General features: G+C 70.0%; 21 protein-coding genes. 9 read left to right on the top strand and 12 right to left on the bottom strand.

Going from position 1 to position 25,653, the window contains the following annotated elements; all coding sequences use genetic code 11:
• Positions 1–15: 15 nt before the first annotated feature.
• The 3 genes from BM013_RS15720 to pmbA all read right to left on the bottom strand — a co-directional run bounded on the left by BM013_RS15720 (position 16) and on the right by pmbA (position 3,738).
• Positions 16–1,347, bottom strand: a complete 1,332-nt coding sequence (locus BM013_RS15720; RefSeq protein WP_093128530.1) for a flavin-containing monooxygenase — start codon at positions 1,345–1,347, stop codon at positions 16–18.
• Positions 1,319–2,233 (bottom strand): SDR family oxidoreductase, encoded by a 915-nt coding sequence (locus tag BM013_RS15715; protein ID WP_093128528.1) that lies wholly within the window; start codon positions 2,231–2,233, stop codon positions 1,319–1,321. Before BM013_RS15715 ends, BM013_RS15720 begins: the two co-directional genes overlap by 29 nt.
• 134 nt (positions 2,234–2,367) lie before the next feature.
• Positions 2,368–3,738 (bottom strand): metalloprotease PmbA, encoded by a 1,371-nt coding sequence (gene pmbA, locus BM013_RS15710; protein WP_093128526.1) that lies wholly within the window; start codon positions 3,736–3,738, stop codon positions 2,368–2,370.
• Between the two features lie 97 nt (positions 3,739–3,835).
• Between pmbA and yjgA the strand changes: the two genes are divergently transcribed.
• From yjgA to BM013_RS15695, 3 genes are all read left to right on the top strand, one after another.
• Complete coding sequence (gene yjgA, locus BM013_RS15705) at positions 3,836–4,492, top strand: ribosome biogenesis factor YjgA (RefSeq protein WP_093128525.1); 657 nt, start codon at positions 3,836–3,838, stop codon at positions 4,490–4,492.
• Positions 4,493–4,633: 141 nt separating this feature from the next.
• Positions 4,634–5,224 (top strand): molybdopterin adenylyltransferase, encoded by a 591-nt coding sequence (gene mog / locus BM013_RS15700; RefSeq protein ID WP_093128524.1) that lies wholly within the window; start codon positions 4,634–4,636, stop codon positions 5,222–5,224.
• Positions 5,225–5,238: 14 nt separating this feature from the next.
• Complete coding sequence (locus BM013_RS15695; RefSeq protein WP_093128523.1) at positions 5,239–6,390, top strand: hypothetical protein; 1,152 nt, start codon at positions 5,239–5,241, stop codon at positions 6,388–6,390.
• A gap of 3 nt (positions 6,391–6,393) precedes the next feature.
• On the opposite strand, the gene BM013_RS15690 is transcribed toward BM013_RS15695, so the two are convergent.
• The 4 genes from BM013_RS15690 to czcI all read right to left on the bottom strand — a co-directional run bounded on the left by BM013_RS15690 (position 6,394) and on the right by czcI (position 12,863).
• Complete coding sequence (locus BM013_RS15690; RefSeq protein WP_093128522.1) at positions 6,394–9,594, bottom strand: CusA/CzcA family heavy metal efflux RND transporter; 3,201 nt, start codon at positions 9,592–9,594, stop codon at positions 6,394–6,396.
• 9 nt (positions 9,595–9,603) lie between these two features.
• The gene (locus BM013_RS15685; RefSeq protein WP_093128520.1) at positions 9,604–11,010 is read right to left on the bottom strand and encodes an efflux RND transporter periplasmic adaptor subunit; all 1,407 of its coding nucleotides are present in this window, start codon (positions 11,008–11,010) and stop codon (positions 9,604–9,606) included.
• 18 nt (positions 11,011–11,028) lie between these two features.
• A complete protein-coding gene (locus BM013_RS15680) occupies positions 11,029–12,390 on the bottom strand; it encodes a TolC family protein (RefSeq protein WP_093128519.1) in 1,362 nt (453 codons plus the stop codon).
• A gap of 98 nt (positions 12,391–12,488) precedes the next feature.
• Positions 12,489–12,863, bottom strand: a complete 375-nt coding sequence (gene czcI, locus BM013_RS15675; RefSeq protein ID WP_093128518.1) for a cation efflux protein, CzcI family — start codon at positions 12,861–12,863, stop codon at positions 12,489–12,491.
• Between the two features lie 169 nt (positions 12,864–13,032).
• Between czcI and BM013_RS15670 the strand changes: the two genes are divergently transcribed.
• Positions 13,033–13,710, top strand: coding sequence for a heavy metal response regulator transcription factor (locus tag BM013_RS15670; RefSeq protein ID WP_093128517.1), 678 nt, complete (start codon positions 13,033–13,035; stop codon positions 13,708–13,710).
• Positions 13,707–15,038, top strand: a complete 1,332-nt coding sequence (locus tag BM013_RS15665; protein WP_093128515.1) for a heavy metal sensor histidine kinase — start codon at positions 13,707–13,709, stop codon at positions 15,036–15,038. The genes BM013_RS15670 and BM013_RS15665 overlap by 4 nt, the downstream gene beginning before the upstream one ends.
• A 29-nt stretch (positions 15,039–15,067) precedes the next feature.
• Here BM013_RS15665 and BM013_RS15660 read toward each other — a convergent pair whose 3' ends face one another.
• Positions 15,068–16,348, bottom strand: coding sequence for a cation:proton antiporter (locus tag BM013_RS15660; protein ID WP_093128514.1), 1,281 nt, complete (start codon positions 16,346–16,348; stop codon positions 15,068–15,070).
• A gap of 212 nt (positions 16,349–16,560) precedes the next feature.
• The gene (locus tag BM013_RS15655) at positions 16,561–18,921 is read right to left on the bottom strand and encodes a heavy metal translocating P-type ATPase (protein WP_093128513.1); all 2,361 of its coding nucleotides are present in this window, start codon (positions 18,919–18,921) and stop codon (positions 16,561–16,563) included.
• Between the two features lie 70 nt (positions 18,922–18,991).
• On the opposite strand from BM013_RS15655, the gene cadR reads away from it, so the two are divergent.
• Positions 18,992–19,462: a Cd(II)/Pb(II)-responsive transcriptional regulator gene (gene cadR / locus BM013_RS15650; RefSeq protein WP_093128512.1), complete on the top strand. Its 471-nt coding sequence runs from the start codon at positions 18,992–18,994 to the stop codon at positions 19,460–19,462.
• A gap of 6 nt (positions 19,463–19,468) precedes the next feature.
• Here cadR and BM013_RS15645 read toward each other — a convergent pair whose 3' ends face one another.
• A complete protein-coding gene (locus BM013_RS15645) occupies positions 19,469–20,368 on the bottom strand; it encodes a LysR family transcriptional regulator (protein WP_093128510.1) in 900 nt (299 codons plus the stop codon).
• 154 nt (positions 20,369–20,522) lie between these two features.
• On the opposite strand from BM013_RS15645, the gene BM013_RS15640 reads away from it, so the two are divergent.
• Genes BM013_RS15640 through BM013_RS15630 form a run of 3 tightly spaced genes read left to right on the top strand, consistent with a single transcriptional unit; the run spans position 20,523 to position 23,813 of the window.
• A complete protein-coding gene (locus BM013_RS15640) occupies positions 20,523–21,524 on the top strand; it encodes a Bug family tripartite tricarboxylate transporter substrate binding protein (protein WP_093128509.1) in 1,002 nt (333 codons plus the stop codon).
• Between the two features lie 25 nt (positions 21,525–21,549).
• A complete protein-coding gene (iaaH, locus tag BM013_RS15635) occupies positions 21,550–23,013 on the top strand; it encodes an indoleacetamide hydrolase (protein WP_093128507.1) in 1,464 nt (487 codons plus the stop codon).
• A 14-nt stretch (positions 23,014–23,027) separates the two neighbouring features.
• Positions 23,028–23,813, top strand: a complete 786-nt coding sequence (locus tag BM013_RS15630; RefSeq protein ID WP_093128506.1) for an aldolase — start codon at positions 23,028–23,030, stop codon at positions 23,811–23,813.
• Between the two features lie 58 nt (positions 23,814–23,871).
• On the opposite strand, the gene cysE is transcribed toward BM013_RS15630, so the two are convergent.
• Both cysE and BM013_RS15620 read right to left on the bottom strand, forming a co-directional pair.
• Positions 23,872–24,660 (bottom strand): serine O-acetyltransferase, encoded by a 789-nt coding sequence (gene cysE, locus BM013_RS15625; protein ID WP_093128504.1) that lies wholly within the window; start codon positions 24,658–24,660, stop codon positions 23,872–23,874.
• A 48-nt stretch (positions 24,661–24,708) separates the two neighbouring features.
• Entirely contained in the window at positions 24,709–25,542 is an 834-nt protein-coding gene (locus BM013_RS15620; RefSeq protein ID WP_256221520.1) for an RNA methyltransferase, read from the bottom strand.
• Between the last annotated feature and the right edge of the window lie 111 nt (positions 25,543–25,653).

Below are 25,653 nucleotides of genomic sequence, written 5' to 3'. Positions count from 1 at the left end.
GGGGCCCTCGCTGGTTCAGGTGGGGTCGGCCAGTGCCGCGGCCGCGTTGCGCACGGCGGCGCGGTAGGTGTCCTTGTGCACGTAGTACGCCATGCGCTCCAGCTGCAGGTACTTGAAGCCGCCCGACAGGTCGGGAGGCGGCCCCTGCACCGCCGCGCGCAGGGCCTGCGCCTTCGGCGAGCCGCTGGCCTTGGCGCGAAAGTAGCGCGCCACCAGCTCGGCCTGTTCGTAGCGCCCCTGCCAGCCGATGCCGCTCGCTTCGATCATGCCCAGCACGGCGATGTTCTCGAAGCGCGGCGAGAAGATGTTGAGGTACAGCCGCGGCGCCATGCCCTGCCAGTTGAGCAGTTCGCGCTCGATGAACGGGTAGTGCAGCGCGTAGCCCGTGGCCGCCAGGATCAGGTCGTAGTCGCGCGCGCTGCCGTCCTTGAAATGCACCGTGTGCCCGGCCAGGCGCGCAATGTCGCCGCGCACGCCGATGTCGCCATGCCCCACGTGGTGCAGCACCAGCGAGTTCACGATGGGATGCGACTCGTACATCCGGTAGTCGGGCTTCGGGAAGCCGAAGCGCACCGGGTCGCCGGTGAACCACTTGAGCACGGTCGCGTCGATCTTCTGCTTGAGCCACGGCGGCAGCGGGCGCTTGCCGCCCAGCGTGTCGGCGGGCTTGCCGAACACGTACTTGGGCACGAAGTAGTAGCCGCGCCGCACCGAGATGTCGACGCTCTTCGCGTAGTGCACCGCATCGACCGCGATGTCGCAGCCCGAGTTGCCCGCGCCGACGATCAGCACGCGCTTGTCCTTGAAGAGCTCGGCGTGCTTGTAGTCGCTGGTGTGCAGCAGCTCGCCGTCGAAGCGGCCTTCGAACTGCGGGCGCTTGGGCTCGGACAGCGTGCCGTTGGCGATGACCACGCCCTTGTACTCGGCCGTCTCGCGCGTGCCGTCGGCCGCCTCGGTGCTCACGCGCCAGCGCGTGCCGGGCGCGTCGCTCACCGGCTCGACGCGCAGCACGCGCGTGTGGAATCGAAAGTGCGCGCGCAGACCGAAGCGGTCCGCGAAGTCGCTGAAGTAGCGGCGCAGCTCGCGGTGGCTCGGGTAGTCGGCCACCGTGTCGGCCATCGGGAATTCGGCGAACTCGGTGGTGCGCTTACTGGAGATGAGGTGCGCCGAGTGGTAGACGGTGGAGCGCGGGTTGTCGATGTCCCACAGCCCGCCCACGTCGCCGTGCGCCTCGAAGCCCTGGAACGGCACGCCGTGCTTCTGCAGGTTGCGCGCGCCGGCCAGGCCCGAAGGGCCGGCGCCGATCAGCGCGATCTGTTCATGGGTCGGTGCGGTGGCGGTGCTCATCGGGTGGGGGCTCCTTCGACACATCGGAAAGACCTGGAATGGCCGTGGCACCGGCCTCGCCCACGCGCGGCTTGCGCGGCTGGCCGCGCAACAGGCGGTCGTGTAGCGCCTCGGGCAGCAGGTCGAGCGCCTTCGACAGCCAGCCGATGCGCCGCGGCAGCACGACCTTCTCGCGGCCCGCGCCCACGGCGGCCAGCAACCGGCGCGCGGCCTCGTCGGCTTCGAGCAGCCCCGGCATCGCGAAGCGGTTGCCGGCCGTGAGCGCGGTGCGGATGTAGCCGGGGCTGACGGTATGCACCGTGAGCCCGGTCTCGCGCAGCTCGGCACGCAAACTTTCGAGGTAGCGGATCAGCCCCGCCTTGCTCGCGCAGTACGCGCCGTTGCCCGGCATGCCGCGCCAGCCGGCGATGCTGGCCACGCCGACCAGCGCGCCCCTCGCGCGTCTCTCGACCCTCTCGCCTTCGTCGCCTCTTTTCTGCTCGCGCATGGCGGCCACGAAAGGCTGGAAGGTGGTGGCCGCGCCGAGCAGGTTGATCTCCAGCATGCGGCGGAACACCGCAAGGTCGCCGGCTTCGGCGGTGTCGTAGCCGCCTGCGACGCCCGCGTTGGCGATCACGAGGTCGGGCACGCCGGCCTTCGCCATCCAGTGGGCGGCCATCGCCTGCATGGCGGGGCCCTGGGAAACGTCGGGGGTGTAGACCGCGCAGCGTTCGGGCGCGAGCGAGGCCAGCGCCGCGAGCCTGCCGGTGTCGAGCCCCACCAGCGCCACCTGGGCGCCGCCGCCGATCAGCTCACGCGCCAGCGCCTGGCCCAGGCCCCCACAGGCTCCGGTGAGGACGACGTTGCTAAACGGCAGGCGCGGTGGCGGTCGCGGCGACAGGGGCATTGACGCAGTGGCTCCGGGTGGCAAAACCCGGCCACTTTAGCCGCGCGGGTGCGCGGTGCCCCCCGGCATTTCCCCTTGGGTTTCCCCTGGAAGGAGGGGCGTGAAGAGCGGCACGAAAAGCGCCGCCCCCGGGCTCAGCTGCCGGCGATCTTCATCCGGTTCACCAGCACCGACCCCGTGGTCTTGGCGCCGAAGGTGTAGGCGTCGGCACCGATGGCCTCGATGCCCATGAGCATGTCCTTCAGGTTGCCGGCGATGGTGATCTCTTCCACCGGGAAGGCGATCTTGCCCTTCTCCACCCAGAAGCCGCTGGCGCCGCGCGAGTAGTCGCCGGTCACGTAGTTCACGCCCTGGCCCATCAGCTCGATGACGAACAGGCCCGTGCCCAGCTTGGCGAGCATGGCGTCCAGGTCGTCGCCGTGCTTGGTGAGGCGCGAGCTCAGCGTCAGGTTGTGCGAGCCGCCGGCGTTGCCGGTGGTCTTCATGCCCAGCTTGCGGGCCGAATAGGTCGACAGGAAGTAGCCTTCCAGGCGGCCGGCATCGACCACCTTGCGCGCCCGGGTGATCACGCCTTCGTCGTCGAAGGGCGAGCTGCCCTTGCCGCGCATCACGTGCGGGTCTTCGGCCACGTCCACGTGCTTGGGCAGCACCGGCTTGCCCAGCGAGTCGAGCAGGAAGGTGCTCTTGCGGTACAGCGCACCGCCGCTCACGGCCTGCACCAGCCCGCCCAGCAGGCCCACGGCCAGCGGCGACTCGAACAGCACCGGGCATTCGGTGGTCTTGATCTTGCGCGACTTCAGCCGGCTGAGCGCCCGTTCGGCGGCGTAGCGGCCCACGGCCTGCGGGCTGGCCAGTTCGTCGGCCGCGCGCATCGAGCTGTACCAGGCGTCGCGCTGCATGTTGTCGCCCTTGCCGGCGATGGGCGCCACCGAAATCGAGTGACGCGAGCTGGCGTAGCCGCCGCGAAAGCCGTGCGTGTGGGCGCTGAAGAAGTGGCTCTGCTGGGCCGAGACGCCCGCGCCTTCGCTGTTGGTGATGCGCCTGTCGGTCGACAGCGCCGCCGCTTCGCACTCCAGGGCCAGCTTGGCGGCCTGCTCGCTCGTCACGTCCCAGGGGTGGAACAGGTCGAGCTCGGGGTGGTCCTTGGCGATGTCCGCCTCGTCGGGCAGGCCGCTGACCGGGTCTTCGGCGGTAAAGCGGGCAATGTCGTAGGCCGCCTGCACGGTCTGCTCGATGGCGGCTTCGGAGAAGTCGGAGGTGCTGGCATTGCCGCGGCGGTGCCCCACGTAGACCGTGACGCCCAGCGACTTGTCGCGGTTGCGTTCGACGTTCTCCAGCTCGCCCTTGCGCACCGACACGCTCAGGCCGCAGCCCTCGGAGGCCTCGGCCCCGGCGTCGGTGGCACCGAGCTTCTTGGCATGCGCCAAGGCCGTGTCGACCAGGTTTTCGAAGAAGGAGCGGCTGTAGGCGAAGCCGGAATCGGCGCGCGAGGAGGATGTCGTCATGTGGTGGCTATGATACTTGCGCCCCCCATTTCCCGTTTTCCCTCCAGCTTCCCACTGCGCGTTGCAACGCCGCACGGTGCGGCCCAGAATCCACTCCATGTCCCGCAAACCCAAAAAAGGCTATTTCGTCCGTGGCCAGTTCGTCGCCGAAGGCAGCGAACTCGACCTCGAGCTCAAGCGCGAGCTCAAGGGCTCCGACGATGCCAGCCGCACCGACCTCAAGCGCGAAAGCGACGAGCTGCAGAAGCTCGGCACCGAACTGATGGGCCTGCGCGCCGCCCTGTTCGACGCGCTCCAGCTCGACGAGAAGCTGGTCGACGCCCTGGCCGAGGCCAAGCGCATCACCAATTTCGAAGGCAAGCGCCGCCAGATGCAGTTCATCGGCAAGCTCATGCGCAAGCTCGAACCCGAGGTGCTGGAGGCCGTCAAGCGGGCCCTGGCCGAACAAGACACCGTGCCGGCCGCCGAAACCGCCGCCCTGCACGAGGCCGAACGCTGGCGCGACCGCCTGATTGCCGACGACGACGCCCTGGGCGGCTGGATCGAGACCCACCCGGCCACCGACTCGCAGCAGCTGCGCGCCCTGGTGCGCCAGGCCCGCAAGGACATGAAGACCGGCCCGGCCGGCGAAGCGCCGCGCCAGGGCAAGGCCTTCCGCGAGATCTTCCAGCTGGTGCGCGCGCAGCTGGCGGTGCATGGCGGTGACGACCACGCAGAGGCGGCCGCCGCCCAAGACCGGGAAGAAGACGCATGAGCGTCGGGTCTTTTCCCCTCCCCTCCCGGGGAGGGACGGGGTGGGGGCACGATGGCCTTCGAGCCGCCATGGCGTCATTGGCGCCGCATGCCCCCATCCCCACCTTCCCCACCTTCCCCCGGAAGGGGAAGGAACAACACCATGAGCACACCTGACACCGTCCGCATCGGCATCGTCTCCGTCAGCGACCGCGCATCCAGCGGCACCTACGAGGACAAGGGCCTGCCCTCGCTGAAGGAATGGCTCGGCCGGGCGCTGAAGAACCCGCTCGAATTCGAACCGCGCCTGATCCCCGACGAGGCCGAGCGCATCAGCGCCACGCTGATCGAGCTGGTCGATGCCGGCTGTTCGCTGGTGCTGACCACCGGCGGCACCGGCCCCGCGCTGCGCGACGTGACGCCCGAGGCCACGCTGGCCGTGGCCCACAAGGAAATGCCCGGTTTCGGCGAACAGATGCGCCAGATCAGCCTGCGCTTCGTGCCCACCGCGATCCTGTCGCGCCAGGTGGCGGTGATCCGCGGCAAGAGCCTGATCATCAACCTGCCGGGCCAGCCCAAGTCGATCGCGGAAACGCTCGAGGGCCTGAAAGATGCCGACGGCGCGCAGGTCGTGCCCGGCATCTTCGCGGCCGTGCCCTACTGCATCGACCTGATCGGCGGCCCGTACCTCGAGACGGACAACACGGTCTGCAAGGCCTTCCGGCCGAAGTCGGCCATCCGTCCCGGCCGCTGAGGGCCGCCGGGACCATGCCGGCGGAACTGGCGGACATCTACCGCACCTGCGCCGACCACGCCAACGCCGCCCGCCTGCTGGCCGACTGCACGGCGCAAGCCGTGACGTGGCGCTGGGCCACCGAGTCGATGGGCGAGGAAACGCCCTTCCTGCAGGAGCAGTACGGCGGCCCCAGGGCCCGTTGGCTGGCCGACGACAAGGCCGACCCCGAGCGCCACATGCACCACGGCTTCGACGCCGAAGGCCGGCTGGTGCTCCAGCGCCAGAGCCGCGACCGCGCCACGGCCTGGCTGCACGAGGCCGGCCGGCGCACCGGCGTGCAGCTGCAGGTGCACGACGGCGAGACCCGCATCGGCACCGTCACCCAGTTCCGCCATGCCGGCGGCCTGCTCGCGTCGCAGCACGTCAGCCACGGCCACAGGGGATTCGACACCCGCTACGAATGGCAAGACGGGCAGCTGCGGCGCGCCGTCACGTCCAACTGGGCCGAAGGCCAGAAGACCTGGCTGTGCCAGGACGTCTACCGCTACGACGAGGCCGCACGGCTGGACACCATCACGCTCGAATACCTCGGCGACGACGGCACGCCCAGCGGCCAGACGCGCCTGAGCTACCGCCGCCCGCGCAAGGGCGAGACGCTGTCCACGCTGGCCGCCAAGGTCGAGGCCCTGCTCGTCGACGAGATCGCGCGCGCGCTCCCGCAGATCCCCGCGGAGGAGCCGATCTACTGCCTGCTGATCTGCTACACGCAGGAAGACTTCAACGCCGCATGGCCGCCCTTCCTGGTGTGGGGCCTGGCGTCGTACCGCGACGAGGTGCTCGAGGCCGGTGAAGAGGTCGGCTACCACCTCTGGGCGCCCGACGAAATCCGTGCGGTGCAGGGCGACGCGCACGAACGCTGGTTCGACGACGCGGCGCTGAAGGAAGCCTGCCTGCTGCACGGCCAGTTCATGGACGTCGCACAGAGCACGGCATCGGCCCGGCGCGTGCTGAAGAATCTCGCAGCGCACTTCAACGCGCCCGCCGCGCACGCGATGCTGAACGCGACCGACGACTTCGTCGTCGCGCATGCCGACAACACCGGCGAGATCGACCCGCTCAAGGCCATGAAGACCGCCATCGCGCCCGCGCACTGGGCTTTGCTCAAGGCGCGCGGGCGGGTCTGAGGGCTACGACTGCGTCGCCTGCACGGCGGGCACCGCATTCACCTCTTCTTCCTCGTCGCGCCGGTACGCCATGCGGTACAGCAACGGCAGCACCAGCAGCGTCAGCGCGGTCGACGACAAAATGCCGCCGATCACCACCGTCGCCAGCGGCCGCTGCACCTCGGCGCCGGTACCGGTGGCGATCGCCATGGGCACGAAGCCCAGCGACGCCACCAGCGCCGTCATCAGCACCGGGCGCAGCCGCGTGAGCGCGCCTTCGCGGATGGCCGCGTCCAGCGGCAGCCCGCCTTCGCGCAGGTTGCGGATGAACGAGATCATCACCAGCCCGTTGAGCACCGCCACGCCCGACAGGGCAATGAAGCCCACCGCCGCCGAGATCGACAGCGGAATGTCGCGCAGCCACAGCGCCACGATGCCGCCCGTGAGCGCGAACGGGATGCCGGTGAACACCAGCAGGCCGTCCTTCAGGTTGCCGAACATCGCGAACAGCAGCGTGAACACCAGCAGCAGCGACACCGGCACCACCACCTGCAGCCGCTCCGTGGCCGAGGCCAGGTTCTCGTACTGGCCACCCCACGCGGTCCAGTAGCCGGCGGGAATGTTCACGCTGCGCATGGCCTCCTGCGCTTCGGCCACGAAGGACCCCAGGTCGCGCCCGCGCACGTTGGCGCTGACCACGATGCGGCGCTTGCCGTCCTCGCGGCTCACCTGGTTCGGGCCGGGCGCGATGTCGAGCGTGGCCACTTCGCCCAGCGGAATGAAGCTGGTGCGCAGGGCCTCGCCACCCGCGCCCGCGCCCGTACCTTTGGGCAGCGCCACGGGCAGCCGCTTGATGGCCTCCAGGTCGGTGCGCAGGTGCTCCGGCAGCCGCACGATGATGTCGAAGCGCCGGTCGCCGTCGAACAGCGTGCCCGCCTCGCGCCCACCCACCGCGATGGAAATCGCGTCCTGCACGTCGCCCACGTTGAGGCCGTAGCGCGCGGTCTTCTGGCGGTCGATGTTCACGGTGAGCATCGGCAGGCCTGTCGTCTGCTCGACCTTCACTTCGGCCGCGCCGGGAATCTTGCCGAGCGTCTCCGACACCTGCGCGGCCGTCTTGTTGAGCACGTCCATGTCGTCGCCGAAGATCTTCACCGCCACGTCGCTGCGCACGCCCGAGATGAGCTCGTTGAAGCGCAGCTGGATCGGTTGCGAGAACTCGTAGTTGTTGCCCGGCAGTTGCTCGACCTCTTCCTGCACGGCCGCAAGCAGCTCGGCGCGCGTGCGGCGCGACTTGCCTTCGAGCGCCGGCCACTCGCTCTCGGGCTTGAGCATGATGTAGCCGTCGGAGATGTTCGGCGGCATCGGGTCCGACGCGATCTCCGCCGTGCCGGTGCGCGCGAAGACGCGCTCGATCTCCGGAAACTTCGCCTTCAGCGTGCTTTCCAGCTGCTTCTGCATCTCGACCGACTGCGTGAGGCTGGTGCCCGGAATGCGCAGCGCCTGGATCGCGAAGTCGCCCTCGCTCAGGCTCGGCACAAACTCCGTGCCCAGCCGCGTGGCCAGCAGGCCCGACAGCAGCACGGCCACCACCGCGGTGGTGATGACCAACGGCTTGGCGCGCATCACGCGCGCCAGCAAGGGCTCGTAGCCGCGCTTGGCCCAGGCCATCAGCTTGTTCTCTTTCTCGCTGACCTTGTCGCCGATGAACAGCGCCACGGCGGCGGGAATGAAGGTGATCGACAGGATCATCGCGCCCAGCAGCGCAATCACCACGGTGAAGGCCATCGGGTGGAACAGCTTGCCCTCCACGCCCGTGAGCGCAAAGATCGGCAGGTACACGATCATGATGATCAGCTGGCCGAACAGCAGCGGGCGCCTCGCCTCCTGCGAGGCCGCGAACACCTCGTGGAAGCGCTCGCTGCGCGTGAGCGGGCGCCCGTGCTTTGCTTGCGCATGCGCCAGCCTTCGCACGCAGTTCTCCACGATCACCACCGCCCCGTCGATGATGATGCCGAAGTCCAGCGCGCCCAGGCTCATGAGGTTGGCGCTGACCTTCTGGTTCACCATGCCGGTGAAGGTGAAGAGCATCGACAGCGGAATCACCAGCGCGGTGATCAGCGCCGCGCGGATGTTGCCCAGGAACAGGAACAGCACGGCAATGACCAGCACCGCGCCCTCGAACAGGTTCTTCTTCACCGTGGCGATGGCCTTGTCGACCAGCACGGTGCGGTCGTACACCGTCACCGCCTTCACGCCGGCGGGCAGCGAGCGGTTGATCTCCTGCATCTTTTTGTCGACGGCCTGCGACACGGTGCGGCTGTTCTCGCCGATCAGCATGAACACCGTGCCCAGCACCACTTCGCGGCCGTTGTCGGTGGCCGCGCCCGTGCGCAGCTCCTTGCCGATGCCGACCTCGGCCACGTCCTGCACGCGCAGGGGAATGCCATTGGCGTTGCCCAGGATCACGTTGCCGATGTCCTCGGCCGACTTCACCTGCCCCGGCGCGCGAATCAGGTACTGCTCGCCGCGCTTCTCGATGTAGCCCGCGCCCACGTTGGCGTTGTTGCGCTCCAGCGCGGTGACCAGGTCGGTCATGGTGAGGCCGTGGGCCAGCAGCTTGGCCGGGTCGGGCGCGATCTGGAACTCCTTGGCGTAGCCGCCGATGGAGTTGATCTCGGTCACGCCCGCCACGTTGCGCAGCTGCGGCTTGATGATCCAGTCCTGTATTTCGCGCAGGTCGGTCGGCGAATAGGGCTTGCCGTCGGCCTTCTTCGCGCCCTCTTCCGCCTCCACGGTCCACAGGTAGATCTCGCCCAGGCCGGTCGAGATGGGCCCGATCACCGGGGAGATGCCGCCCGGCATGCTCTCGCGCGCCGACTGGATGCGCTCGTTGACCAGCTGGCGCGCAAAGTAGATGTCGGTGCCGTCCTTGAAGATCACCGTCACCTGCGAGAGGCCGTAGCGCGAGAGCGAGCGCGTCTGCTGCAGGCCGGGCAGGCCGGCCATGACGGTCTCGATCGGGTAGGTCACGCGCTGCTCGGTCTCCAGCGGGGAGTAGCCGGGCGTGGCGGTGTTGATCTGCACCTGCACGTTGGTGATGTCGGGCACGGCGTCGATGGGCAGCTTCTGGTAGCTGAAGACGCCCAGCGCCGCCATGCCGAGCACGGCCAGCAGCACGAGCCAGCGCTGCGCGATGGAAAAACCGATGATGCGTTCGAACATGCGGCGTCCTCAGTGCGTGTGCGTGGCCGAGCTCTTGCCCTGCTGCGACTTCACGACGAAGCTGCCGCTGCCCGCATGGCTGGCGCCGGGCGCAAGGCCGCCGACGATCTCCACGCGCCTGCCGTCGCTGCGCCCGGTCTGCACGTGCTGCGGCACGAAGCCGCCGGGCACGCGCAGGAACACGGTGGGCTTGTCTTCGACCGTCTGCAGCGCCTCGGCCGACACCGTCACCGGCGCATCGGCCTCGGAGGCCACGAGTTCGACATTCACGAACAGCCCCGGTCGCCAGATGCGCTGCGGGTTGGTCAGCGTGACGCGCGCGGTGGCGGTGCGCGTCTGCGCGCCGATGAGCGAGCCCACGTACGACACCTTGCCCGTGGCCGCCTGGTCGAACGCGCTGGCGCGGATGGTCACCGGCTCGCCGATGCGCACCAGGTTCAGGTTGCCGGCCGCCACGCTGATCTCGGCCCACACGCTCGACAGGTCGGAGATGGTGAAAACGTTGACGTCTTCCTTCACCGATTCGCCCAACGCGATGTGCTTCTCGACCACCATGCCGTCGAAGGGCGCGCGCAGTTCGTAGCGGCCCAGCGCCGCCGAGGCGGGCGTGGCACCGAGTGCCAGCAGCTTCTGGTTGGCGTTGGCCACGGCGATCTGCGCCTCCTGCAGTGCCTGCTCGGCCTGCAGGTAGTCCTGCTGCGGGGAGATCTTTTCCTCCCACAGCTTCTTCTCGCGCTCGTGGGTCGTGCGGGCCAGCGCCAGGCGGCGCTGCGCCGATTGCAGCGCGCTGCGCTGCTCGGACAGCGAAGGGCTCGACAGCACCGCCAGCACCTGGCCGCGCTTGACCTCCTGCCCCAGGTCGGCCGACACGCTGTCGACCACGCCCGCCACGCGTGGCACCACGTGGGCGGTGCGGTCTTCGTTGAACTTGATCTCGCCGGGCAGCTGCAACGACAGCTTGATGCGCGCGGGGCCCGCGCCTTCGATGGCGATGTCGGCGGACTTGATCTGCGCGTCGGTGAAGGCGATCCTTTCTTCCTTGTGTTCTTCCTTGTGTTCTTCCTTGTGCGCTTCCTTGCCCTCTTCCTTGTGATCGCCCTTGTGATCGTCCTTGTGCTCTTCCTTTTCTTCCTTCTCGGCCTTGCCCTCCGCGTGGTGCTCCTTGTCGGCATGGCCCGCGGCCTCGCCGTGGCTGTGGTCGTGGTCCTCTTCCTTGCCGTGGGCCTTGCCCTCTTCGTGGTGCTCGCCGTCGCCGTGCCCGGCCGCTTCGGAATGACCGGCGGCCTCGGGCTTGGCCGGCGAGGTGCGCAAGATCATCGCGCCCGCGCCGAGGCCCAGGGCCAGGACCACCGCGATGGCGATCCACTGCTTCTTGCCGACGCGCTCGGCAAGGGATGTGCGTTGTTGTGCGTTCATGGTGTGTGAGCTTTCCTGTCAGCGCGCGACGGGTGTCGCGAGCGAGATGTCATCGCCGTGGCGGCCCAGCAGCCGGTCGAGTTCGCCGGCCGCGCGGTGCGCGTCGGCCAGTGCCAGCAGGTACTGCGCGCGCACCTGGAACAGCGTGCGTTGCGCGTCCAGCGCCTCCAGGAAGCTGAACTTGCCCAGCTCGAAGCCCTTGGTGGCGGCCCTGTAGGCGCTCTCGGCGCCTGGCAGCGCGTCGCGCTGCAGCGTCTGGGCGGTGGCCCGCGCGGAGCGCAGGCGCTCGGTGGCCTGCGCCACGTCGGTGCCCAGTTGCAGTTCGGCCGCGGCAAGGTCGTCGCGCGCCTTCTCCTCGCGGCTCAGCGCCTCGGCCACGTTGCCGCGGTTGGTGTCGAAGATCGGCAGCGGCACCGACAGGCCCAGCACCACCTGGTTGCGCCGCCCGCCCCCCATCTCGCCTTCGGAAGAAGGCACGCGCTTGGCGCCGAGCGACACGGTCAGGTCGGGCACGCGCCTGGCCTGCTCGAGGTCGGACAGCGCCCGGCGCCGCTCGACCTCGAGCCGCGCCTGCCGCAGCACGGGCGCGTCGGCCAGTCGGGCTTGCGCGTCATGCGGAGGCGCCATGGCCGGTAACTGGTCGACCGCGCCGTCCACCTGCGTGAAGCGCGGGCTCGGGTTGCCCCACGACGCCGCGAGCTGCTGGCGCGCCGAGCGCAGCGTGCCTTCGGCCTGCAGCAGTTCGACGCGAATGCCGGCCTCGGCCACGCGCGCTCTGGTTTCCTCCAGCGGCGACACCTTGCCCGCCGCCACGCGGTTGGCGGCGGCGCGGGTGCCCGTCTGCGCAAGGCCGACCGAGTCCTGTGCCAGGCGCAGGCGCTCCTGCGCGGTCAGCACCTCGAAGAAGGCGGTGACCGTGGCCGCGCGGACCTCGGCGCGGCGCGCAGCAAGCGCCGACGCGGCCTGGTCGCGTGCGCGCTCGGCCGCCGTCACGCGCGCGGCGCGCTTGCCGCCCAGCTCGATGGGCTGGCTCAGCTGCAGCGTGGTGGTGCGGTTGTCGCGGCGCAGGTCTTCCACCTGCGCGTCGAGCGTGGGGTTGGGCCAGGCGCCGGCCTGCACGATGGCGGCCTCGGTGGCGTCCTGTTCGCGCGCGGCGGAAGACAGGCCCGGGTTGGCCTGCAGCGCCATCGCAATGGCGCCCTGCAGGTTCAGCGGGCCGATCGGCTCCAGCGTGCGGCCGGATGAAGGCCGGGGAACGGCCGAAGTCTGGGTCTGCGAGGCCTGTGAGGCCTGTGAAACCTCTGAGCCCTCTGAGCCCTCTGAAAGGGCCGGGGTCGCCGCCATGGCCAAGACGGCCAGCGGCACGAAGAGCGTGCGCATCGAATTCTCCTGGGTTGCAAAACAACGGACGGACGAATTCGGCGAGAGCTCAGCTGACGGTGAAGTTCAGAAGAAGTGGGGTGTGTTCTCTCGCCGAATCAAAGGGCGAGAGACCAGTCGGGACGCACCGGAACGTCGGCGATGTGCGAGGCGAAGCGCTCGGCGTGCATGGCACGCAGCGGCTGGGCCACGCGCGCGATGGCGGGCATGGGCTCGCCCGTTGCGTCCGCGTGCTGCGCCCAGCCCGCATGGCAGACCGCGCAGTCGCCGACCACGGCGTTGGGCTGGGTGCTGGCGTTCTTCTGCGCGCCCTCGCCGCTGTGGCTGCGGTCGGTGCCGCGGCTTTCGCTTTCGTGGTGGCCCCAGTGCTCGGGCTGCGTGTCGCGCTCATGCTGGCAATACGCCGATGCCGCGGCCCAGCTCAGCTGGAGCGGCAAGAGTGCAAGCAGGAAGATGAGGAGCCAGCGGCGCATGGAGGCAAAAAGTATATCGGCGGCGTGCATGGAGCCTTGCGCCACGGAGCCTAAAGCCCCGCGGCCTGGAGGCCCGGCGCAATGTATGACAACAACACAAGTGCTTGTCCGTCGATAGGATTACTAAATCGTAATCTCTGTATCGAAAGTGCTTGGGTACCATTTGCCCATGCGCATTCTTGTCATCGAAGACGAGCCCAAACTGGGCGATTACCTTAAAAAAGGCCTTGAAGAGAACGGATACGTGGTCGATATCGCCCGCGACGGTATCGAAGGGAGGTTTCTCGCCACCGAAGGCGACTATGCGCTGGTCCTGCTCGACGTACAGCTCCCCGGCATCGACGGTTTCGCGGTGCTGCAGGCCATACGCCGGACCAAGAACGTGCCCGTGCTGGTGCTCACCGCGCGCGACAAGGTCGAAGACCGCGTGCAGGGCCTGCAGCAGGGCGCGGACGACTACCTCGTCAAGCCCTTCTCCTTTTCCGAACTGCTCGCGCGCGTGCAGGCGCTGTTGCGCCGCGGCAAGCTGCAGGAGTCGACGGTGCTGCGGCTGGCCGACCTCGAGGTCGACGTGGTCAGCCGCAAGTGCTTTCGCGGCCGCACGCGGCTCGAGCTCACGGCCAAGGAGTTCACGCTGCTGCTGGTGCTGCTGCGGCGGCGCGGGCAGATCCTGTCGCGCACCACGCTGGCCGAGCAGGTGTGGGACATGAACTTCGACAGCGACACCAACGTGGTCGAGGTGGCCGTGCGGCGCCTGCGCAGCAAGCTGGACGATCCCTTCGACGTGAAGCTGCTGCACACGGTGCGCGGCATGGGCTACGTGCTGGAAGACCGCTCCTGGGCATGAGCCCGCGGCCGCATTCGCTGCAGCGCCGCCTCTCGCTCTGGCTGGCCGCGCAGACCCTGTTCGGGCTCAGCGTCATCTGCCTGGCGATCTACCTCGTCACCGCCTGGAACTTCGGCCAGAAACAGGACGAAGTGCTGGCCCAGAAGGCCGCGCTGGTGCGGCACCTGCTGCAGGAGGCGGAGAAAGGCGGCGACCTGGTCTTTCTGCGGCACAAGCTCGACGACTTCTTCTCGATGCAGGACGACGTGTCGCTGCGCATCTCGCATGCGGGCCGCGAGCTGTTCCGGTCCACGCCCGCCAGCAGCGGGCGCTGGCTGCACCGCGACCTCGAGGTGCCCTGGACCCAGGGCGGCGCGGTCACGCCGCTGTCGGTGGAACTGGGCATGAACGTGACGCAGGAGGCACGGCTGCTGCAGCGCCTGGCGTGGACGCTGCTGGGGGCCGTGGTGCTGGGCACGGCGCTGGTCTCGCTCACGGGCATGTGGCTGGTGCGGCGCGGCCTGCGGCCGTTGAAGGCGCTGGCCGAGCGCACCGCGGCCATGGCACCCGACAGGGCCAACCAGCCGATCGACGCGATGGCCTTCGCCGAAGAGCTGCGCCCGTGGATCACGCAGTTCAACGCGCTGCTGCTGCGCGTGCAGCGTGCCTATGTGCAGCTCGAATCCTTCAATGCCGACGTGGCGCACGAGCTGCGCACGCCGCTGGCCAACCTGATCGGCGCCACCGAACTCGCGCTCACGCGCCCGCGCAGCAACGAAGAGCTGCAGGGCGTGCTGGCCTCCAACCTCGAAGAGGTCGGGCGGCTCTCGGGCATCGTCACCGACATGCTGTTTCTCTCGCAGGCCGAGCGCGGCGTGCCGATGCGCACGCGCGCGGCCACCAGCCTGGCCGTGCAGGCGGGCGACGTGATCGACTTCTACGACGCCATGCTCGAGGAGGCCGGCCTGCGCGCCGAGGTGACGGGCGACGCCACGGCCGACGTGGACGCCGCGCTGGTGCGGCGCGCCCTCTTCAACCTGCTGGGCAATGCGGTGCGCTTCGCCGCGCCGGCGTCGGTCATCCGCATCGAGATCGGCCGCGACCCGCAGGCGGATGACGCGTTCGCCGTCACCGTGGCCAACCGGGGCGAACCGATCGACCCGGCCGCGCTGCCGCGCCTGTTCGAGCGCTTCTACCGCGCCGCGCAGGCGCGAGACGGCTCGACCCGGCACCACGGGCTGGGCCTGTCGATCGTGGAAGCCATTGCCCGCATGCACGGCGGGCGCGTGTTCGCGTCGAGCGAAGATGGCGAGACGCGCATCGGATTCACTGTGCAGCGCGGCGGCTGAGCCGCGCCGGACCTCGCCTCAGGGAGTTGTCAGGACTTGGCGGCCGCGCCGCCGACCTCGGCCGCCTCCGCCGCCGCCGCCGCTGCCCCACGTGCCTTGCGCCCGATGAACAGGTTGATCAGCGGTCCCGTCATCGCGGTGGTCGCCAGCGCCATCACCAGCAGCATCGTGAACAGCTCGGGGCCGATGAGACCGGCGTCCAGGCCGATCTTCATCACGATGAGTTCCATCAGCCCGCGCGCGTTCATCAGCGAGCCGGTGGCCAGGCTGTCGCGCCAGCCGTAGCCCGCCATGCGCGCGCCGGCCGCGCCGCCGGCGACCTTGCCCAAGGTGGCCACAGCCACGATCAGCAGCATCGCGCCCAGGCTCGCGCCCGTGAAGGCACTGGCCGTGGTGCCCAGGCCCGCGAGCGCGAAGAACAACGGCATCAGCACGACGATGGAAATGGGTTCGATGCGCTCGGTGAGCGACTTCAGCAGCCGGTCGTCGCGCGGCAGGCAGGCGCCGAACAGGAAGGCGCCGAACACCGCATGCAGGTGCAGCCACTCGGTCGCCAGCGCGGTCACGAGCAGGCCGAGCATGAGCGCGGCCATGACCGTGGTCGAGGGCTCGCCGCCGGGCGCCTTGGTGCGCAGCAGCCAGGCAAAGGCCGGCTTCGCGCCCAGGAACAGCACGCACAGCACCACCGCCATGCCCAGCGTGGTCTTGAGCAGGCCGTGGTAGCCCTCGCCCGCGCCGACCATCGCGACCACGAAGGCCAGCAGGATCCACGCGAACACGTCGACCACCGCGGCGGCGCCGAGCGACAGCTGGCCGAAGGGCGTGCCCGTCATGGCGCGGTCCTTCAGGATGCGTGCCATCACGGGGAACGCGGTGATCGACAGCGCCGCCGCGATGAACAGCGCGAACGGCCAGAAGGCCACACCGGCCGGTGCCAGCGACGGATGCAGCGCGGGCGCGATGGCCACGCCCAGCGCGGCCGGCACCACGATGCTCAGCACGCCGACATAGCCCGCGGAGCGCAACTGCTCGCGCACGCCCTGCGACGCGCGCAACTCCAGGCCCACCACGAACATGAACAGCACGAGCCCCAGCGTCGAGAGCGACGAGAGCCCCTGCAGCGATTCCTTGGAGAACAGCTGCGCATGCAGCGACGGAAACAGCGCCCCCATGACGACGGGGCCGAGCATCAGGCCGGCCGCCATCTCGCCGACCACCGCCGGCTGGCCTACATGACGCAGAACCCAGCCGCACACGCGTGCGGTGGCGAGGATGACGATGAGTTGCAGCAGCAGCGAGGTGGCGGACATGGGAGCGGGATGCGGGGAATGCAGGGAGCGCGGGGGCAGGCGAAGCGGCACATGTTAGTGCCCTCGCGTGACGCGCTCAACCCGCCCTGCTCACGCCGTGCACCCGCTGCGCGCCAGCAGCCGCCGGCTTGCTGCCCCGCGCCGGCCATCGCCATCGCGCTGCTCGCGGCAACCGCGTTGCCGCCATGCGCAAGGCGGACGCGGGTACCGGCTCAGTCCTTCGGCGCGCGCATCAGCCGCAACCCGTTCGCCACCACCAGCAGGCTCGCGCCCATGTCGGCGAACACGGCCATCCACATGGTGGCGCTGCCGAACACCGCGAGCACGAAGAACACGGCCTTGATGCCCAGCGCCAGCGTGATGTTCTGCCACAGCACCGCATGCGCGCGGCGCGACAGGCGGATGGTCTCGGGAATGCGGCGCAGGTCGTCGTTCATGATGACCACGTCGGCCGCTTCCATCGCGGTGTCGGTGCCGGCGCCGCCCATGGCGAAGCCGATGTCGGCCTGCGCGAGCGCGGGCGCGTCGTTGATGCCGTCGCCGGTCATCGCGGCCGCGCCGTAGCGCTGCTGCATGGCCTTGATGGCGTCGAGCTTTTCCTCGGGCAGCAGGTTGCCGCGCACGTCCTCGATGCCGGCATGCGCGCCGATGGTCCTGGCGGTGGCGGCGTTGTCGCCGGTGAGCATCACGGGCACCACGCCCAGCGCGCGCAGCTCGGCCACCGCGGCCTGCGACGACGCCTTGATGGTGTCGGCCACCGCGAACAGCGCAAGCACGGCCGTGTCCGAGGCCAGCAGCGTGACGGTGCGGCCGGCTTCCTCGTGCTGCTTGAGTTCGGCTTCGAGCGCGGGCGTGCACAGGCCGCGCTCTTCGATGAGCCGGTGGTTGCCGAGCACATAGGTCTGGCCCGCGACCACGGCCTGCACGCCGCGGCCGGGCAGCGCGGTGAAGTCGCCGGCTTCCTCCGCGCGCGCGCCCTTCAGTCCTTCGGCAATCGCCTTCGACACCGGGTGGTCCGAGCGGCCCGCGATGCTCGCGGCCGTTGCGAACACCACCGCCTCGTCGGCCGACGCACCGGCCGGCGTACCGTGCAGCGACGACGCCACCAGCTTCGGCTTGCCTTCGGTGATGGTGCCGGTCTTGTCGAGCGCGATCGCCTTCAGCTTGCGCGCTTCTTCCAGGTAGGTGCCGCCCTTGATGAGGATGCCGCGCCGCGCGGCCGAGGCCAGCGCGCTCACCACGGTCACAGGGGTGGAGATGACCAGCGCGCACGGGCACGCGATGACCAGCAGCACCAGCGCCTTGTAGAGCGCCTGCGTCCAGGTCCAGTCCATGAACAGCGGCGTGAACAGCGCGACGGCCAGCGCCAGCACGAAGACGGTGGGCGTGTAGACGGCGGCGAACCGGTCGACGAAGCGCTGCGTGGGCGCGCGCGAACCCTGCGCCTCCTCGACCGCGTGGATGATGCGCGCGAGCGTGGTGTTCGACGCCACCGCGGTCACGCGAAACTCCAGCGCGGCGGTCTGGTTGATGGTGCCCGCGAACACCGGGTCGCCCACGGTCTTGTCGACCGGAATGCTCTCGCCCGTGACGGGCGCCTGGTCGATCGCGCTGGCACCCGCGGTGACGATGCCGTCCAGCGGCACGCGTTCGCCGGGGCGGATGCGCGCCACGGCGTCGAGCGCCACCTCGCCGGCCCTCACGGTCTGCCAGCTGCCGTCGGGCTGCTTCACCTCGGCCTGCTCGGGCGCGAGCGCCAGCAGGCTCTGGATGGCGTTGCGGGCACGGTCCACGGCGCGCGCCTCGATGAGCTCGGCAATGGCATACAGCGCCATCACCATCGCGGCCTCGGGCCACTGGCCGATGACGAAGGCGCCCGTGACGGCCACGGCCATCAGCGCGTTGATGTTCAGGCGCCCGCGCACCAGCGCGGCGAAGCCCTTCTTGTAGGTGTCCAGGCCCGCGAGGCCGATGGCGCCCAGCGCGAGCGCCATCTCGGCCGCCATGAAGGCCTTGCCGTCGAAGCCCATGAAGGAGATCGACTCGGCCGCGATGGCCAGCACCAGCGCGGCCACCAGGCGCACCAGCCCCGCGTTCATGCCGGCGATCGTCGCGGGCGCGGCGGCCGGTGCCGCCCCGCCCTGCACGTCCACCGGCTCGGGCTTGAAGCCGGCCTTGCGGATGGCGTCGAGCGCCTGGGGCAGCGCGCCTTCGTCGGTGGTGATGGCCATGGTGCGCTCGCCGAGGCGAAAGCGCAGCGCCTTCACCCCGGCAATCGGCTCCAGCGCGCGGCGGATCTCGGACTCTTCCACCGCGCAGTCCATGGTGGGAATGCGAAACAGCAAGGCGCCCTTGGGCAGGTCGGCCGGCGTGGCGGACGCCGTCGAGCCGCGGACGACGGGGCTGCCGCAGCAGGCGGGCTCGGCGTGGGCGTGCGCGTGGGCATGCGCGTGGCCGTGCCCTTCGTGCGCGTGGCCGTCGTGGTCATGTGCATGGCCATGGTCGTGCGCATGGTCGTGGCCGTGCGGGTCTGCTTGGGGAACCTTGAGGTTCAGGGCGCTTTCGTTCGTCATGGAATCGATTGGAAACCCTGAAGCAGGTGTAGAGTCAAACGCTCATTTCCACCCGTTCGGATACCGCATCATGAAAATCGGTGAGCTGGCCAAGGTCACGAACACGCCGGTCGAAACCATCCGGTACTACGAGCGCGAGCACCTGCTGCCCGAGCCCGCGCGCACCGACGGCAACTACCGCATCTACGACGAAGACCATGCCCAGCGCCTGGGCTTCATCCGCCGCTGCCGCTCGCTGGACATGACGCTCGACGAGATCCGCAGCCTGCTGAAATTCCGCGACGCGCCGCAGGAGGACTGCGGCCAGGTCAACCAGCTGCTGGACGACCACATCGGCCACGTGGCCGCGCGCATCGCCGAACTGAAGACGCTCGAGAAGCAGCTGAAGGCGCTGCGCCAGCAATGCGGCGGGCCCGAGTCGGCCAACGCCTGCGGCATCCTGCAGGAGCTCGACACCGCCGCGCTCGCGCCGGACACCTTCGGCCAGCATGCGGGCCATGTGCACGGCGCGCTGCATGCGCCGGCCAAGCGCGGCGCCTGACCCCGCCTACGCCTCGTCTTCCGGCTCGCCGCCGAGCGCCGACAGCCGCTGCGCAATGCCGATGGCCTGCGCCACCCACTGGTTGCCGCAGTGGTGCCGCCGGATCGCCGCCACCTTGCGCTCGAAGCGCCCGCCCACGATGCGCACGCGCTCCAGCCCGCGCGAGGCCACCATCGCGGCGCCCAGCCGCGCCGGAAGAATGCCCATGCCGCAGCCCGCCGCCGCCAGGTCGAGCGTGAGTTCGACCGAGTTGCTCTCGATGGCCGGGAGCAGCGGCCGCCCGCATTCGCGCTCGACGATGCGGCGCAGCACGTAGGGCCGCGGCGGCAGTATCAACGGCTGCGCAGCCAGCTGCGCCACCGCGATCTCGCGCGGCAGCCCCTGCCCCGCCAGCCGGTAGCCCACCAGACGCTCGTCGTGCAGCAGCACGCGCTCGACTTCCTCGGAGTCGATGGCCACGTCGTAGACGAAACCCATGTCGGCCTTGCCGCGCACCACCGCCTCGACCACGTCCTGCGAGCTGGCCGTCATCAGCGTGAGCCGGGCCGTCGCGCCCTGCTGGCGGAAGGCCACGGCCAGGTCGGGCAGCAGGTAGGCCGCCAGCGTGTTGACGGTGGCAATGCCCAGGTGATGGGTGGAGGCGCCGGCGGCGGCCGCCGCGCCCATGGCATGGTCGATCTGCTCGAACGCCGGCTCCAGCCGCGCCAGCAACTCCGCGCCCGACGCGGTGAGCGCAATGCCGCGCCCGTGGCGGCGGAACAGGGCAAAGCCCAGTTGCTCCTCGAGCCGGCGGATCTGCTTGCTCAGCGCCGGCTGCGAGATGGCCAGCGTCTCCGCAGCCTTGCGCAGCGAAGGCGAGCGCGCGGCAAACACGAACTGCCGCAAGGCGTGGTCTGAGGTGTCCATGGGAGGCAAAGGCTAGCGCATCCGGGGCCGAGCCGTACGGTCTTGCAGCGGGCGAGCGATAACCCGGGGTTATCTCTGGAATGCGGCGCGGGCGGTTTCTCCGGTGGGCGCAAACACGGAGCATGGCCGCTTCCCACCTCACGACGGAACCGACATGCAACGACGCCAGCTTCCCGCCGCGCTCTTCGCGCTTTCAGTGGCCACGCAGGCCGTGCGCCCTGCGCTGGCGCAACCGGCGTCGGCTTCCGCGGCGGCTTCGCCGTCTTCGCGCGCGGTGCGCCTCATCAACGGCTTCTCGGCCGGCGGCGCGGTCGACACGCTGTCGCGCGCCGTGGCCGAGCGCCTGGGCGCGGTGCTGGGCCAGCCCGTGGTGGTCGACAACCGGCCCGGCGCCTCGGGAATGATCGCGGCCGACGCGGTGGCGCGCGCCGCGCCCGACGGCCTCACGGTGGGTGTGCTCGACGTCGGCGCGCTCGCCGTGAACCCGGCCTTGCAGAAGCGCCTGGCCTACGACGCGGGCAAGGACTTCGCGTACATCGGCCTGGTCGCGCGCATCCCGCTGCTGCTGGTGGCGCACCCCTCGGTACCCGCGGCCAACCTCAAGGAACTGACGGCGCTGCTGCGCGCCAACCCCGGCACCTATGCCTACGCCACGGCCGGCATCGGCAACCCGCTGCACCTGGCCATGGAGGCCTACCGGCAGGCCAGCGGCGTGGAGGTGGTGCACGTGCCGTACAAGGGCGCGAGCGCAGCCGTGCAGGACGTGCTGGGCGGGCGCGTGCCGCTGATGTTCATCGACGTCAACACCAGCGCGCAACACCTTCGCGCGGGCACGCTGAAGCCCTTGGCCATCGCCACGCGCGAGCGCAACCCCACGCTGCCGGGCGTGCCCACCTTCGCCGAATCGGGCTTCCCTGGCTTCGAGGCCACGCCGTGGATCGGGCTGCTCGGGCCGGCCGCGCTGCCGGCCGACACCAAGGCGCGCATGGCCGATGCGTTGGCCCAGGTCATGGCGCAGCCCGACACGCGCAACAAGATCACCGCGCTGGGCTTCGTCGCGCTGCAGGACGGACCCGATGCGTTCGCCAGGTTGGCGGGCGAAGATCGCATCGCCTATGCGAAGCTGATCCGCGAGCGCGGCATCTCGCTCGACTGACCCGATCGACCTGCTGGAGGTTTCCATGACGACACCCGACATACCCGAACTCGGCGCCGTCGAGGCGCTGGCCGCGTTCGACAACGGCACGCTGACCTCGGAGGCCTATGTGCAGGCCCTGCTCGCGCGCGCCGAGGCGCTGCGCTCGCTCAACAGCTGGATCACGCTCGATGCGCAAGGCGCGCTGCAGGCGGCACGCGCCGTGGACGCCGCCCGTGCGCGCGGAGACAAGCTCGGCGCGCTGGCCGGCCTGCCGCTCTATATCAAGGACAACATCGACACCCAGGGCATCCGCACCACCGGCGGCACGCCCGCGCTCAAGGACTTCGTGCCGCGCGCCAATGCGCCGGTGCTGGAGCCGCTGCTGGCGGCCGGCGCCATCGTGCTGGCCAAGGCGAGCCTGCACGAGCTCGCGTTCGGCAGCACCTCGAGCAACGCGGCCTTCGGCTTCGTGAAGAACCCGTACGACACGGGACGCATCCCGGGCGGCTCGTCGGGTGGTACCGCGGCCGGCATCGCCGCGCGCATTGCGCCCGCAGGGCTGGGCACGGACACGGGCGCGTCGGTGCGGCATCCGGCGTCGTTCTGCGCGCTCGTGGGCCTGCGCCCGTCGGTGGGCAACGGCGGCGCCCATAGGCGCTACCCGGGAGGCGGAGTGGTGCCCATCTCGCGCACGCGCGACACGCCCGGCCCGATGGCACGCACCGTGGCCGACGTGGCGCTGCTCGACGCGGTCGTCACCGGCGCACCCACGGCCCCGCTGGCGCCCGCAGCGCTCGCGGGCCTGCGGCTCGGCCTGCCGCGCGCGTACTTCTGGGAGAACCTCGACCGCGAGGTGGAGGCCGTGATGAACGCGGCCGTGCAGCGGCTGCGCGAAGCGGGCGTGGTCTTCGTCGAGGCCGACCTGCAGGGCGTGCCCGAGCTCAACGAGCGCGTCTCGATGCCGGTGGCGCTCTACGAGTTCTACCACCGCGACCTCGAGGCTTACCTGAAGGCAGAAGGCCTGCAGCTCACGCTCGACGAAGTGATTGCGCAGGTAGCGAGCCCCGACGTGAAGGGCATCTTCGGCATCGCGAAGGACATGCCCAGGGCCGCCTACGACGACGCCATCGGCGTGCACCGGCCGAAGCTCGTCGCGGCCTATGCCGACTACTTCTCGGCGCATGCGGTCGAGGGCGTGCTGTTCCCGACCTGCGCCATTCCGCCGCCGCCCATCGACCCTGACTTCACGGGCAAGGTCGAGATCAACGGCGTGCCGCAGCCGGGCGGCCCCGCCGCGCTGTTCCAGGTGCTGATCCGCAATGTCGATCCCGGCAGCAATGCCGGCATCCCGGGCCTCGCGCAGCCGGCCGGCATGACCGCGGCCGGGCTGCCCGTGGGCCTGGAGATCGACGGCCCGCTGGGCAGCGACCGGCGGCTGCTGGCCATCGGCCTGGCCATCGAGCAGCTGCTGGGCAAGCCCCCGGCGCCCCCTGTCACTTCCCTTTGACGCCCCCACGCACCATGAACACACCTGAGCGCGCACAACTGCGCGACACCGTCAACGGCACCCTCGGCTCGCCGCTGCGCCCCGCGCCCCACTGGACGCTCGAACAGAAGATGGCCATCGCCTGCCGCTACCTCGCGCTGCAGGAGCACTGCGAAACGCTGGCCGGCCAGATGACCGTGCGCCTGGGCGAAGGCCGCTTCGCGACCACGCCCATCGGCGTGGCGTTCGACGAGATGCGCCCCGGCGACATCCTCGTGGTCGACGACGAACTTGCGCTGCTCGAGGGCCGCGGCATGGCCAACCCCGCCACGCGCTTTCACATGTGGGTGTACCGCGCGCGGCCCGACGTGGCCTGCATCATCCACACGCACCCGCCGGCCACGTCCGCGCTGTCGATGATCGAAGAACCGCTGGTGGTGGCGCACATGGACCAGACGCCTTTCTTCAACGACTGCGCGTTCCTGAAGGAATGGCCGGGCCTGCCGATCGCCGACGACGAAGGCGTGGTGATCTCGGCCGCGCTGGGCGGCAAGCGCAGCATCCTGCTTGCGCACCACGGCCTGCTGACCGCCTGCGCGACGCTCGAGGAGGCCACCTACATGGCGGTGTTGCTGGAGCAGGCCGCGCGGCGCCAGTTGATGGCGGCGGCGGCCGGCACGGTGCATCCGGTGGCGGACGCGCTGGCACAGGAGTCGCACGACTTCCTGCTGAAGCCGAGCATCGTGAACGCGACCTTCGCGATGTATGCCCGCCGCGTGCTGCGCGCGGGGCATCCGCAGGATGACTTCCTGGGCAGTTGAGCCGGTACGGCCCTGAACATGGGCCCTGAACACGGCTTGCCGGGGGGCCCTGCTGCCCTTACTTGCCCACCAGCTGCGTGAGCTTCTCCGCCTCGAAGCTCTCGTCGCGCGCGGCATCGCAGGGCACGCAGTCCTTGGTGCCCGGTTGCGCCGACAGCTTCTCGATGGCCTGCCACAGCAGCGCGATCTGGTGCTCCTGGCTGGAAGCGTTGTCGATCAGCCCGCGCATGGCCTGGCTCAGCGGGTCGTCCTCCTGCGTGATGCCGTAGGCGGAAAACTTCTGCGGCGCGGCCACGTCGGCGCCCTCTCCGGCTTCGCCGGCCTCGCCGCTCTTCGACGGAATGATGCGCGCGGGAATGCCCACCGCGGTCGCCCCGGCCGGCACCGGCTTGATGACCACCGCGTTGCTGCCGATCTTGGCGCCGTCGCCCACGACGAAGCCGCCCAGCACCTTGGCGCCCGCGCTCACTACCACGTTGCGGCCCAGCGTCGGATGCCGCTTGGCGCCCTTGTAGAGCGAGGTGCCGCCCAGCGTCACGCCCTGGTAGATGGTGCAGCCGTCGCCGATCTCGGCGGTCTCGCCGACCACCACGCCCATGGCGTGGTCGAAGAACACCCGCTCGCCGATCTTGGCCGCGGGGTGGATCTCGATGCCGGTCAGCCCGCGTGCCACGTGCGCGATGAAACGCGCCGGCCACTTGAAGCCATGGGTCCAGCAGGCATGCGCCCAGCGATGCAGCACCACGGCATGGAAGCCGGGGTAGACCGTGATCACTTCCCAGGCGCTGCGGGCGGCCGGGTCGCGTTCGAGGATGCACCGGATATCGGCGCGCAGGCGAGAGAACATCGCTGCCTTCTTGTCGTTATATGGTTATGTCGACGGGGGGCGCGCAGTCTATAGCCCGCTGTCATCGCGTACGGGCGATGGGGTCTTAGCCTCGGGCCCGGGCGCCGCGCCGCCGCCGACAAGCGGCTTGACGGCGTCGCGCGGCGGCTTGATGGTGTCGCGCGGCAGCTTGGTGGCATCGCTCATGGCCTTGGCGATGCCGCGCAGGATGTGGATCTCTTCCGGCGTGGGCTGGGCCCGGTTGAACAGCTGCTGCAGCCGCGGCATGAGCTTCTTGGGCGCCGCGGGGTCGAGAAAACCGATGTCCACCAGCGAGCGCTCCCAGTGCTCGAGCATGCCGGCCACGGCCTGCGCGTCGGCCGCCTGCACCGGCGCCGTGGCCTCTCGCACGCCGTAGCCGCCCAGGGCCAGCCGCCATTCGTAGGCCACCACCTGGATGGCCGCGCCCAGGTTCAGCGAGCCGAATTGGGGGTCGGTCGGAATGGTCAGCGCCACATTGCAGCGGTAGACGTCTTCGTTTCGCATGCCGAAACGCTCGGAGCCGAACAGGAAGGCCACGTGCTGGTCGGCTTGCTGGCCCAGTGGTTCGAGGTGCTCGCGGGGCGTGCGCGTGGGCGGGCCGAAGTCGCGCGGGATCATGGCCGTGGCGCACAGGTGGGTCACGCCGTCCAGCGCTTCCTCGAGCGTCTCGACGATGCGGGCGTTGGCCAGCACGTCGAGCGCGCCGCTCGCGCGCTGGATGGTTTCCTCGCGCCGCAGCACGTTGGCCCAGCGCGGCGCGACCAGCACCAGGTCGGTGAAACCCATGGTCTTCATGGCACGGGCGGCGGCGCCCACATTGCCGGCGTGGCTGGTCTGGATCAGGATGAAACGGGTGCGCATGACGGGTTTAGCAGACACAAAACGGCGGAGCCGGTAAAATCCCCCGATTCTCGCCGCCCGCATCGCCGGGCCGCTCACGGGGCGCCAAGCCCCTCCTCTTGCTCTTCTCAC

It is taken from the genome of Variovorax sp. OK605, from assembly GCF_900115445.1.
GTDB lineage: Bacteria > Pseudomonadota > Gammaproteobacteria > Burkholderiales > Burkholderiaceae_C > Variovorax.
The sequence above is the reverse complement of the archived record's forward strand: the minus strand, read 5'-3'. Positions and strand labels throughout refer to the sequence as shown.